This is a genomic window from Pseudomonas syringae KCTC 12500 (assembly GCF_000507185.2).
Taxonomy (GTDB): domain Bacteria; phylum Pseudomonadota; class Gammaproteobacteria; order Pseudomonadales; family Pseudomonadaceae; genus Aquipseudomonas; species Aquipseudomonas syringae.
The window spans coordinates 5,975,970-5,988,349 of sequence record NZ_AYTM02000002.1; the positions used below are offsets into that span (position 1 = coordinate 5,975,970).

Sequence of the window (12,380 nt, forward strand, 5' to 3'; positions counted from 1 at the left end):
AACGATCCGACGACCGGTAACGGGCTCTCCGGACGCAGAAAAAAGCCTTGAAAAAGCGCAGCGACAACCCGGCTGCCACCTGCAGCCTGCCATCATGCGGGGCGTCGAAGCCTGTGCCAGACATTCGCAAATAAAAAAGTCGAAACTTCTCCAAAACCGCCGGGTCAGGTGATTAGAGCATCTATGCTATTGGCTGACATCCGGTAATGGCGACATCACACCGCTTTGTCACTATGCATGGTCAAAACGGGTATCGATCTTGCGTAGTGCACGTATGTGTACCCGGCCATAGGAAATGGCCAATAAAAATCAAGTGATGCACCAAGACTGTTTTAAGGGGAAAAATTGATGATTAGCGCCGCTGTGAAAACCCAGAAGGGAGAGAGTTTTAACCAGCCTGTCGGCGAGCTGACTCATCTGCCGGTGTTCTCTAACAAGAGCGTTCCTGTGTTGCAAATGCCAACGTCGACTGTTCAGCCTCAGCCGACCATGTCCCAGGTCAACAGACGCAAAGTGTTGTTCGTGACCTCCGAACTGGCCGATCTGGTGAAAACCGGTGGGCTGGGCGATGTGTCTGCCGCACTGCCGCGAGCCATGCGCCACCTGCACGACGTTCGCGTACTGATTCCAGGTTATCCGCAGGTCATCAACAGCGGTAATCCTATCCATATCATCAGCCAGTTGGGCGGGCATGCAGCGCTGCCGCCTTGCAAGGTCGGTCGTATGGACATGAAAGACGGTCTGGTGATCTACGTACTGATCTGCCCGGAGCTTTACGAGCGCGAAGGCACCCCTTACGCCGACAGCACTGGCCGCGACTGGTCCGATAACCATATTCGCTTCGCCCGTCTGGGCCTGGCAGCTGCCGAGTTCGCGGCTGGCGAAGTCAAGAGCCAGTGGTGCCCCGAGCTGGTTCATGCCCACGACTGGCCCGCCGGCCTGGCGCCTGCTTACATGCGCTGGCGCGGGCAGTCCACGCCAAGTATCTTCACTGTTCACAACCTCGCCTATCAAGGCACCGTAAGCACTGCCTCGAGCCGTGAGCTGGGCATCCCGGACTCCGCCATCACCCCTGAAGGCATGGAGTTTTACGGTCAGCTGTCGTTCATCAAGGCAGGCATGGCCTTCGCCAGCCACATCACCACCGTGAGCGCCACCTACGCGCGGGAAATCACCACCCCGGAGTTCGGCTGCGGCCTTGAGGGCTTTCTGCAAAGCAAGGCCAACAAGGGCCAGCTTAGCGGCATTCCCAACGGTATCGACGAAAGCTGGGATGCCGCCACCGACGAACATCTGATCTGCCACTTTGCGCCCAACGAATGGACGCGCAAGGAAATCAACGCTGACTACGTACGTGAACTGTTCGAGCTGGATGCCTCTACCGGGCCGCTGTTCGCCGTGGTGTCACGTCTCGTGTACCAGAAAGGCCTGGACCTGACGATCGGCGTTGCCGAACACATCGTCAATAATGGCGGGCAGATCGCAATCATCGGCCGCGGTGAACCCGAAGAAGAAGATGCCATGCGCGAGCTGGCTGCACGCTTCCCCGGGCGTGTTGGCGTGCGCATTGGCTTCAACGAAACCGACGCACGACGCATGTTCGCCGGCAGCGATTTCCTGCTGATGCCGTCCCGCTATGAGCCATGCGGGCTGAGCCAGATGTATGCGCAACGCTTCGGCTCGCTGCCTGTCGCACGCAATACAGGTGGCTTGGCCGATACGATCGAAGATGGTGTCACTGGCTTTCTGTTCAATGAATCGACAGTCGAAAGTTACACCGAGGCCCTGAATCGCGCTCTCCAGGTCTTCGCCCATCCGGAGCTGCTCAACGCCATGCGCTGCCGTGCCATGGCGGCTCCCTTCAACTGGCATCAGGCGGTAGAGCCCTACGCAGATCTCTATCGCGATCTGTTGAAGAAAAACGTGAGTATTTCCAGCAACTACTAGGTTAAGGATTGAATGGATGCCCCTGCGTACAGACGATAACTGGCGCCACGGCGCCGTTTTGTTGGACCCTGAACACACCCGGTTTGCCCTCTGGGCACCGGATGCCTCCTTCGTAAATGTCGAACTGCAGGATGGCCAGTCACTGGCCATGCTGCCTCAGTCAGACGGCTGGTTCGTCCTGGAGGCTCGCTGCAAGGAGGGTACTCGCTACCGCTTCAGGATCGACCACGAGCTGGACGTTCCTGACCCCGCCTCCCGCGCGCAGGTCGATGACGTTCATTCTGAAAGCCTCGTCGTCGACCCTGACGCTTATTCATGGCAAAACACTGCATGGAACGGGCGTCCCTGGCACGAAGCTGTCATCTATGAACTGCACGTGGGCGCCATGGGTGGCTACGCTGGCGTGGAAAAGCACCTGCCACGACTTGCCAAACTGGGCGTTACCGCAATCGAACTGATGCCGCTTGCGCAGTTCCCCGGTGATCGCAACTGGGGCTATGACGGCGTTCTGCACTACGCTCCGCAGTCTTCTTATGGCACGCCGGAACAGCTCAAGCACCTGATCGACACCGCCCACGGTCTTGGCCTTATGGTGATTCTGGACGTGGTGTACAACCACTTCGGGCCGGATGGCAACTACCTGGGCAGCTACGCCAAAGAATTTTTCCGTACAGACCTGCACACCCCGTGGGGCGATGCGATCGATTTCAGACGCCCGCAGGTGCGCGACTTTTTCGTTGACAACGCCCTGATGTGGCTGCTCGAGTATCGCTTCGACGGACTGCGTATGGACGCTGTACACGCCATTCGCGACGAGACCTTCCTGCCCGAGTTCGCAGAGCGGGTTCGTGGCCGCATTGAACCAGGCCGCCACGTGTGGCTGAACCTTGAGAACGAGTTCAACCAGGCCGGTCTTCTGGAAAAGGGCTTCGATGCTCAATGGGACGACGACGGGCACAACACCCTCCACGTGCTGTTGACCGGTGAAACCGACGCTTATTATTCAGACTTCGCCAAAGAGCCCACGCAAAAGCTTGCGCGTCTGCTCAGCGAAGGGTTTGTCTACCAAGGCGAACCGACGCGTCACGGGCATACGCGAGGCGAGCCCAGTGCACACCTGTCGCCGTCGGCTTTTGTGTTGTTTCTGCAGAACCACGATCAGATCGGCAACCGCGCACTCGGTGAACGCCTGCCGCAGCTCTGCGCGCCTGCGGCATTGAAAGCCGCCACTGTGCTGCTGCTGCTTTCACCGATGATCCCGTTGATGTTCATGGGCGATGAATGGGCGGCCAGCGAACCGTTTCTGTTCTTCACCAGCCACCACGGCGAGCTGGCCGATGCGGTACGTGAAGGACGTCGCAAGGAGTTCGCTGATTTCGCCGCGTTCGCCGATCCGGAAAAGCGCGAGCACATTCCTGATCCAAACGACATCAAGACATTCGAAGCGTCACGCCCGGCGTTTTCAGCGGTCGATCTCGATACCGACATAGGCCTGGATCATCGCAGCTGGCTGGAGTTCTATACGCAGTTGTTGGCATTGCGCCACCAGGAAATCATGCCGCGCCTGCAGGGCGCACGCTTCCTGAAGACCGATATTCTCGGTGACAAGGCGGTCAGTGCGCGCTGGACACTGGGTGATGGCAGCGAGCTGCGTATTGACCTCAATCTCAGCGAGCATGCGGTTGACGCACCGCCACAAGCGGGTGCCCGCGAGATATTCTCCAGCGCAGAGAAATCGTCCGAACTTTCCCCACGCGGCATCCTCAATGCTTACACGGCCATTGTCAGCCTGAAAGCAAGTGATGTTCTGGAGGAACAGGATGAACAATGAGCAATTGGAGAGGCTTGCGACCGAGGCAGGATTGTCGGTGCATTGGGTCGATGCCAACGCTCGGCCGCAGACCGTCAGCCCGGATGTACTGCGCAAGGTTCTGGAAGCGCTGGGCTATCCTGCTGAAAGCGGCGAGGCTATCGATGCCAGCCTGCTGCGCTTGCAAAAAGCCAGTCACGGCACCAGCGCCCCGCCACTGCTGACGGTCGATGTGGAAAGCAATCTGGACCTGTCCCAGTGGTTCGCGCCACAAACGCCGTTCACGCTACACCTCGAGGACGGCTCTTCACTGGATGCCAGGCTGACCTCGAACGCAGAGCTTCCGGCGCTGGCTCCGCCGGGCTACCAGCAGCTGGAAATCGCAGGACAGCATCTGACCATCGCGGTCGCGCCGAAAACCTGCTTCAGCATGGCAATGGCCACCGAGACCTCGAAGCCGCACGGCTGGGGCCTGACCGCCCAGCTTTACAGCTTGCGGCGTGAAGGTGATGGCGGTTTTGGTGACACCGAGGCGCTGGAGAAAGTCTTGCGCTCTGCTGGCGAGCGAGGGGCCGATGCGCTGGGCATCAGCCCGATCCACGCCATGTTCGCCAACGACCCTCACCGTTACAGTCCTTATTCACCTTCCAGCAGGCTGTTCCTCAACAGCCTGTACGCGTCACCGGGTGCGATTCTTGGTGAAAGTGCGTGGCGTCAGGCCATCGAAGACGCGCGTGTCGGCGACGAGATGAAGCGCCTTGAAACACAAACGCTGATCGACTGGCCAGCCGCGGCCAATGCCAAATGGAAAGCGCTGCACGCGCTTTATGAAGGCTTCAGTTCAGGTGATCATCCGCTGCACGAAGACTTCAACAGCTTCCGCCACAGCGGTGGCGAAGCGCTGGAAAATCACTGCCGCTTCGAAGCACTGTGTGCCGAGTCAGAAACGCTGAACATCGGCAGCAATTGGCATGAATGGCCTGAGCAGTTCAAGGACCCTCGCGGCGACGCCGTCGCAGAATTTGCCAAAAGCCATAGCGAGCAAATCAGCTTTCATGCGTTCGCCCAATGGCTGATAGCCCGTGGTCTGGAGCGTGCACAGGTTGCAGCACGCAGCAGCGGCATGCGCGTCGGCCTGATCGCCGACCTGGCAGTGGGCGCCGATGGCGCAGGAAGCCAGGCCTGGAGCCGCCAGGACGAGCTGCTGTCGGCTCTGACCGTCGGCGCTCCCCCAGACATTCTCAACCGTGCCGGCCAGAGCTGGGGGATTTCCGCGTTTTCGCCGGACGGCCTCAAACGTAATGGCTTTCGCGCGTTCATCGAGATGCTGCGGGCCAACTTCGCCCATGCTGGCGGGTTGCGTATCGACCATGTCATGGGCTTGCAGCGCCTATGGGTCATCCCGCAAGGGGCGCCTCCCAGCGAAGGCGCGTATCTGAACTTCCCGCTGGACGACATGCTTCGCTTGCTGAGTCTGGAATCCTGGCGGCACAAGGCGATCGTGCTGGGTGAAGACCTCGGTACGGTGCCTGAAGGCCTGAGCGAAAAACTCAGTGCCAGGGCAATTCTTGGCATGCGTGTACTGCTGTTCGAACAGAACAATGGTCAGTTCAAGCCGATTCTCGACTGGTCGGATCAAGCATTGGCGACCACCAGTACCCACGACCTGCCGACCCTGGCAGGCTGGCTCAGCGAGCTGGATATCGAGTGGAACGCGCGCCTCGGTCATATTGACGATCAGCACGAATCGCAGTGGCGCGAAGAGCGCACGCGGGAATATGAAAGCCTGCGGCGTGCCTTGAGTCAGAACATCGACAGTATGCCCTCCGATACTGAAGATCCGGCCCAGATCATCGACGCGAGCATCAGCTACCTGGGTCATACACGTGCGCCATTGGTATTGCTGCCGATAGAAGACGCGCTGGGTGTCGAAGAACAGGCCAACCTGCCCGGCACCATTGACAGCCACCCCAACTGGCGCAGGCGTCTTCCCGGCGATGCGGCCTCTCTGCTAGATAACCCGAATGCTGCTCGACGACTGGAATTGCTTTCCCGATCCCGGCTGCAGGCTACGGAGCGTGATCAATGACCCGTCCATTACAGCCTTTGCGCGCCACCCAGCGCCTGCAATTCCATAAGGATTTCACCCTCGACGACGCCGTGCCACTGGTGCCCTACTTCGCCAGCCTGGGTATCAGCCACATCTACGCATCGCCGCTGCTCAAAGCCCGTGCCGGCTCGATGCACGGCTATGACGTGGTCGACCCGACGGTCATCAATCCGGAACTGGGCGGCGAACCTGCCCTGCTGCGCCTGGTCGAGACCTTGCGCGAGCACGGTATGGGCCTGATTCTCGATATCGTGTCCAACCACATGGCGGTCGGCGGCGCCGACAACCCGTGGTGGCTGGACCTGCTGGAATGGGGCCGTCGCAGCCCGTATGCAGAGTTCTTCGACATTCAGTGGAATTCGCCGGACCCACTGCTGGAAGGCCAACTGTTGCTACCGTTCCTGAGCAGCGATTACGGCACGGTATTGCAGGCCGGCGAAATCCCGCTGCGCTTCGACGCAGAGCATGGTGCGTTCTACATCGAGCACTATCAGCATCACTTTCCGATCTGCCCACTGACTTACGACTCGCTGTTGCAGGCCGTGGATCACCCCCAACTAAAGGAAATGGCCCAGCGTTTCACCGCCCTGGCGCAGTTCCCGCAGGCCTATGAGCGTGCACGCCAGGCCAAGGCCGAGTTAGCCGAGCTGGCCAAGGACCCGCAGGTGCTCAAGGGTGTCGAGCAGATCCTCGCGCATTTCGATTCGAGCAAGCCTCAAGGCTTTCAGCGCCTGCACCAGTTGCTGGAGCGTCAGCACTATCGTCTGGCCAGTTGGCGCACAGCTGGCGATGACATCAACTGGCGGCGTTTCTTCGACATCAACGAGCTGGGCGGCCTGCGTGTCGAGCGGCCACAGGTGTTCGAAGCCACCCACGGCAAGATATTCCAGCTGATTGCCGATGGCCTGGTCGACGGGCTGCGTATCGACCACATCGATGGCTTGGCTGATCCGCGCGGCTACGGTCGCAAGCTGCATCGTCGGGTCAAAAGTCTGCTCAAACTGCGCCCCGAGCACGCGCAGATTGATCATCTGCCGATCTTCGTCGAGAAAATCCTCGGCCCCGACGAGCCGCTGCGTGAAGACTGGAGCGTTGACGGCACGACCGGTTACGAGTTCATGAATCAGGTGTCACTGCTGCAACACGACCCCAAGGGCGAAGAGCCTCTGGGTGAGCTGTGGAGCCGCCTGACAGAACGTACCGCTGACTTCGACCAGGAAGTACTGGTGGCCCGTGATTTGGTCCTGCATGGCACGCTGGCGGGCGATTTCGAGAACGTTGCTCAATCGTTGCTGCAGGTTGCACGCAGCGACCTGATGAGCCGTGACCTGACCCTGGGTGCGATTCGCCGTGCCCTGCTCGCGCTGATCGTCAATTTTCCGATTTATCGCACGTACATCTCGGTGTGCGGCCGCTCTGCGCAAGACGACAAGTATTTCCAGCAGGCCATGGAAGGCGCGCGTGCCACTCTGAACGAAGGCGACTGGCCGGTGCTGGATTACCTGGCACGCTGGCTGGGTGGCGAACCGTGGCGAAAACTGCCACGCGGCCCGCTGCGCAAGGCCTACAAGAATGCCTGTGTACGCTTCCAGCAGCTGACCTCCCCGGTTGCCGCGAAGTCGGTCGAAGACACCTCGTTCTACCGCTCTGCCGTGCTGCTCTCGCGCAACGATGTGGGTTTCCATCCGCAGCACTTCAGTGCGCCGGTAGAAGACTTCCATCAGGTTTGCCTGCAACGTCTGGAGAAGTTTCCAGACAATTTGCTGACCACTGCAACGCACGATCACAAGCGTGGCGAAGATACGCGTACACGCCTTGCGGTGCTGAGTGAATGCGCCCCGTGGTACGCCGAACAGGTAGAGCGCTGGAGACAGCTGGCGATGCCGCTCAAGGGTGACGAGCCGACGATCAGTGCCGGCGACGAGCTGATGCTTTATCAGGCCTTGCTGGGCAGCTGGCCGCTAAGCCTGGAGGGCGAAGAAGCTCACCAGGAATACGCGAAGCGCATGGTCCAGTGGCAGGAGAAAGCCCTGCGCGAAGCCAAGCTGCAAAGCAGCTGGAGTGCACCGAATCAGCCCTACGAAACCGCTTGCCGCGAATTTCTGGAGCGTTTGCTGCTGGCACCGGAAGCCCTGGCGTTGCGTCAATCCCTCAGTGCGACAGCCAACCGTATTGCCACCGCCGGCGCGCTCAACAGTCTGGCGCAAACCTTGCTACGCTTGAGCGTACCCGGTGTTCCCGATTTGTATCAGGGCACCGAGTTCTGGGATTTCAGCCTGGTGGACCCGGACAACCGCCGCCCGGTTGACTACGCTGCACGGAAACAGGCTCTGGCCGAAGACGCAAGCGTTACCGAGCTGCTGACTGACTGGAAGGACGGGCGCATCAAGCAGGCGCTGATCGCGAAGGTCTTGAACCTGCGTGCCGAACATCCGGGACTGTTCAGCGAGGGCAGCTATCAACCGCTGGAAATAAAGGGCAGCCACGCCGAGCAGGTGATGGCCTTTGCCCGGGAGACGCAAGGAGTGCGCGCTATCATTGTAGTACCACGCACATGCAGTGAACTATTGGGTACTGCGCAAACTCCATTGATTAATGCTGCCAATTGGGGCGACACACGGATCATGTTGCCGTTTGCCGACTCCGGTTCTGACTGGAAGGGACTCTTTTCTGACGTTGTCGTGACGAGTGATCGGGAAGTACCGCTCAGTGCAGCGCTTGAAAGATTTTCCGTCAATCTGCTTATTCAAACTATGTAATAGCTGGGAGTCTCAAGATGAGTGCCGACGAAAAAAGAATTCGCGACTTTGCTTACCAAATCTGGGAATCGGAGGGTAAACCTTCCGGTCACGACGAGCGTCACTGGGAAATGGCGCGCAAGCTGGCCGAGGCCGAAGCGCTGGCGCCGAACAAGTCCAGTGTGCGCAAATCGACCAAGCCCAAGCTGCCTGAGGTAGACAGCGCCAAGGCGCCTGCCAAGGGCGCGGCCAAGCCCGCCGCAAAATCGGCGCCTGCGCCAAAGCCTGCTGGCGAAGCCAAGCCCAAGCCTGCTCCCAAGGCGGCTGCCAAACCTGCTCCCAAGGCCAAGCCCCCTGCAGCCGCTGCAAGCGACGCGCCTGCCAAACCTGCTCCGAAGAAGCCGCGCAAGCCGTCGAATTCTTGAAACTCTTCTGGCCGCGCACCGGTCAACTATTGCAGGTCTCGCTCTGACCAGAGATGAGGCCTGCTACACCCCCTTAGATTATCGTCAGTATCGAAGCCAGCGGCTTCGGTAGCGGCCTTGGCCGCTCAGAAAATCATTCGACGTCAGGAAGTCACCATGAATACGAAGTCCACTACACCGGCAGAAGATAATTCAGCCCCGCTAGACAACCCTGGCAGTACCCCGTCTCGCATTCGTGAAGGACTTCCCTTTCCTCTCGGTGCAAGCTGGGATGGCCTGGGCGTCAACTTCGCCCTGTTCTCGGCAAACGCCACCAAGGTAGAGCTTTGCCTGTTCGACTCCACTGGCGAAATCGAACTGGAACGCATCGAGCTTCCGGAATACACCGACGAGATTTACCATGGCTACCTGCCGGACGCTCACCCGGGCCAGATCTACGGCTATCGCGTGTACGGTCCGTACGATCCAAAGAATGGTCATCGTTTCAACCATAACAAGCTGCTGATCGACCCGTACGCCAAGCAATTGGTCGGCGAACTGAAATGGTCGGAAGCGCTGTTCGGTTACACCATTGGCCATCCTGACGGCGACCTGAGCTTCGACGAACGCGACAGCGCCCCTTTCGTACCGAAAAGCAAGGTGATCGACGAGGCCTACACCTGGGGCCGTGATCAGCGCGTCGGTACGCCTTGGGACAAGACGATTTTCTACGAAACCCACGTACGCGGCATCACCATGCGTCACCCTGAGGTGGCCGAAGAGCTGCGCGGCACGTTCGCCGGTCTCGGATCAGCGCCGGTCGTCGAGCACATTCGCAAGCTGGGTGTGACCTCCGTCGAGCTGCTGCCGATTCATGCCTTCGTCAATGACCAGCATTTGCTGCAGAAGGGCATGACCAACTATTGGGGCTACAACAGCATCGCGTTCTTCGCCCCGGACCCGCGTTACCTGGCGAGCGGCAAGATTGCCGAATTCAAGGAAATGGTTGCGCACCTGCACCACGCCGGTCTCGAGGTCATCCTCGATGTGGTCTACAACCACACCGCCGAAGGTAACGAGCTGGGCCCTACCCTGTCGATGCGCGGTATCGACAACGCTTCGTACTACCGCCTGATGCCGGACGACAAGCGCTACTACATCAACGACTCGGGCACCGGCAACACCCTCGACCTGAGCCACCCTTGCGTATTGCAAATGGTCACCGACTCCCTGCGCTACTGGGCTTCGGAAATGCACGTCGACGGCTTCCGCTTCGACCTGGCGACCATTCTGGGCCGCTACCACGACGGTTTCGACGAGCGCCACAGCTTCCTGGTCGCCTGTCGTCAGGACCCGGTGCTGCGTCAGGTCAAACTGGTCGCCGAGCCATGGGACTGCGGTCCGGGCGGCTACCAGGTGGGCGGTTTCCCACCAGGCTGGATGGAATGGAACGACAAGTTCCGCGACACGGTTCGTGCCTTCTGGAAAGGCGACGAAGCTCAACTGGCTGACTTCGCTGCGCGCATGACCGCGTCCGGCAACATGTTCAACCAGCGCGGCCGTCGTCCGCAGGCGTCCGTGAACTTCATCACCGCGCACGATGGTTTTACGCTGCATGACCTGGTGTCGTACAACGACAAGCACAACGAAGCCAACGACGAAAACAACCAGGACGGCAGCAACAATAATCTGTCCTGGAACCACGGCGTTGAAGGTCCGACCGAAGATCCGGAAATCAACAGCCTGCGTCTGCGTCAGATGCGCAACTTGTTCGCCACCCTGCTGCTGGCACAAGGTACGCCGATGATTGTGGCGGGCGATGAATTCGCGCGTACTCAGCACGGCAACAACAATGCCTACTGCCAGGACAGCGAGATTGGCTGGATCAACTGGGATCTGGACGAAGATGGCGAAGCGCTGCTCAAGTTCGTCACCCGCGTGATCAAGCTGCGTCAAACCTACCCGATCCTGCGTCGCAGCCGCTTCCTGGTAGGCGACTATAACGAAGAGATCGGCGTCAAGGACGTCACCTGGCTTGCTCCGGATGGCAACGAGATGAGCGTCGAGCAGTGGCACGATGCCAATGGCCGTTGCCTGGGCATGCTGATGGACGGTCGCGCACAGGAAACCGGTATCCGCCGCGCGGGTGCCGACGCCACGCTGCTGCTGGTGGTCAACGCGCATCATGACGGCGTCAACTTCACCCTGCCGGAAGTGCCTGAAGGTACCCATTACGAGTGCCTGATCGACACCAACCAGGATGATGCACGCAGCAAGGAGCACTTCGCGTTCGGTTCGCAATACACCGTAACGCCGCGTTCGCTGCTGCTGTTCGAACTGAAGCGTGAAGACCAGCAATGATCGATGCCTTGAGTGAGTTTCTCGACTGGCGCAAGCACGGTTATGCCGATACGCGTGCGCTGGGCGAGTGCTTGCAGGCATTGGTCAATGAAGGTCTGGATCAGCTTCCCCTGCCTGCCCGCGGTCAGACACTTGAGCGCTGGCGGGCGCTGGCCTGCGTCGCAGGCCACGACCTGGGGTTGTGCAAGTTGTACGAGGGGCACACAGACGCCTTGGCGATCATGGCGGAACTGAGTGCCCCGCCCCCCGAACAATTCAGCACCTGGGGCATGTGGGCGGCAGAGCCGCCGCAGGCACGGGTGAATATCAGCGGCGCAGGCGGTGCAGTTCGCCTGCACGGCCGCAAGGCATGGTGCTCGGGCGCTTCGGCGTTGAGCCATGCGTTGATCACGGCATGGGACGCCGAACATCGGCAGCAGCTGGTTGCAGTACGCCTTGACCAACCCGGCGTACACATGACCAGCGACGGTTGGCGCGCAGTGGGCATGGGTGCTACCGGCAGTATCGACGTGGTCTTCGACAACGCCATCGGTCAGGCGATCGGGAAGCCGGGCGGCTATCTCGACAGACCCGGCTTCTGGCAGGGCGGCATCGGCATTGCGGCCTGCTGGTACGGCGCATCACGCGCCATCGCGCAGCGCCTGGTGACCCATGTCGGCAAGCGTGAGGACCCGCACGCCCTTGCGCACCTTGGCGCTGTGGACGTCGCACTGCATGCCGCAATCGATGTGTTGCGCGCCGCTGCCGCGCACCTCGATCAGGCGCCAGCCGACAATGCCGAGATGCTTGCCAGACGTTGCCGTGCTTATGTCGAACAAGCCGCCGACCTGGTGATTCAGCATGTGGGCAGGGCCGTCGGGGCCGGCCCTTATTGCAAGGACCCGCACTTCGCCCGGCTGATCACCGACCTGCCGGTTTTCCTGCGTCAGAGCCACGCCGAGCAGGATTTGGCGGCGTTGGGGCAGTTGTCCGGCAAGGCGTTGCCCGCTGCACGCACGTGGTCACTATGA

The 12,380-nt window shown here is 60.2% G+C and carries 7 protein-coding genes; all 7 read left to right on the forward strand.

Annotated features, from left to right (window positions below):
- Window positions 1–348 precede the first annotated feature (348 nt).
- The 7 genes from glgA to V476_RS26230 all read left to right on the forward strand — a co-directional run bounded on the left by glgA (window position 349) and on the right by V476_RS26230 (window position 12,380).
- A complete protein-coding gene (gene glgA, locus V476_RS26200; protein WP_024650370.1) occupies window positions 349–1,947 on the forward strand; it encodes a glycogen synthase GlgA in 1,599 nt (532 codons plus the stop codon).
- Window positions 1,948–1,963: 16 nt separating this feature from the next.
- Entirely contained in the window at window positions 1,964–3,778 is a 1,815-nt protein-coding gene (gene treZ, locus V476_RS26205; RefSeq protein ID WP_024959917.1) for a malto-oligosyltrehalose trehalohydrolase, read from the forward strand.
- Window positions 3,768–5,846, forward strand: a complete 2,079-nt coding sequence (gene malQ / locus V476_RS26210; protein WP_024959916.1) for a 4-alpha-glucanotransferase — start codon at window positions 3,768–3,770, stop codon at window positions 5,844–5,846. Before treZ ends, malQ begins: the two co-directional genes overlap by 11 nt.
- Window positions 5,843–8,626: a malto-oligosyltrehalose synthase gene (locus V476_RS26215; RefSeq protein WP_024959915.1), complete on the forward strand. Its 2,784-nt coding sequence runs from the start codon at window positions 5,843–5,845 to the stop codon at window positions 8,624–8,626. Before malQ ends, V476_RS26215 begins: the two co-directional genes overlap by 4 nt.
- 17 nt (window positions 8,627–8,643) lie before the next feature.
- Window positions 8,644–9,030, forward strand: coding sequence for a DUF2934 domain-containing protein (locus V476_RS26220; RefSeq protein ID WP_024959914.1), 387 nt, complete (start codon window positions 8,644–8,646; stop codon window positions 9,028–9,030).
- 156 nt (window positions 9,031–9,186) lie between these two features.
- Entirely contained in the window at window positions 9,187–11,370 is a 2,184-nt protein-coding gene (gene glgX / locus V476_RS26225) for a glycogen debranching protein GlgX (RefSeq protein ID WP_003315330.1), read from the forward strand.
- Window positions 11,367–12,380 carry an acyl-CoA dehydrogenase family protein gene (locus tag V476_RS26230; RefSeq protein ID WP_024959913.1) on the forward strand — a complete coding sequence of 338 codons (1,014 nt, stop codon included), beginning with the start codon at window positions 11,367–11,369 and terminating at the stop codon, window positions 12,378–12,380. Before glgX ends, V476_RS26230 begins: the two co-directional genes overlap by 4 nt.

What these genes read in the sequence shown, in the direction of transcription:
- glgA (WP_024650370.1), top strand. Translation starts at nt 349, where the DNA reads ATGATTAGCGCCGCTGTGAAAACCCAGAAGGGAGAGAGTTTTAACCAG.
- treZ (WP_024959917.1), top strand. Translation starts at nt 1,964, where the DNA reads ATGCCCCTGCGTACAGACGATAACTGGCGCCACGGCGCCGTTTTGTTG.
- malQ (WP_024959916.1), top strand. Translation starts at nt 3,768, where the DNA reads ATGAACAATGAGCAATTGGAGAGGCTTGCGACCGAGGCAGGATTGTCG.
- V476_RS26215 (WP_024959915.1), top strand. Translation starts at nt 5,843, where the DNA reads ATGACCCGTCCATTACAGCCTTTGCGCGCCACCCAGCGCCTGCAATTC.
- V476_RS26220 (WP_024959914.1), top strand. Translation starts at nt 8,644, where the DNA reads ATGAGTGCCGACGAAAAAAGAATTCGCGACTTTGCTTACCAAATCTGG.
- glgX (WP_003315330.1), top strand. Translation starts at nt 9,187, where the DNA reads ATGAATACGAAGTCCACTACACCGGCAGAAGATAATTCAGCCCCGCTA.
- V476_RS26230 (WP_024959913.1), top strand. Translation starts at nt 11,367, where the DNA reads ATGATCGATGCCTTGAGTGAGTTTCTCGACTGGCGCAAGCACGGTTAT.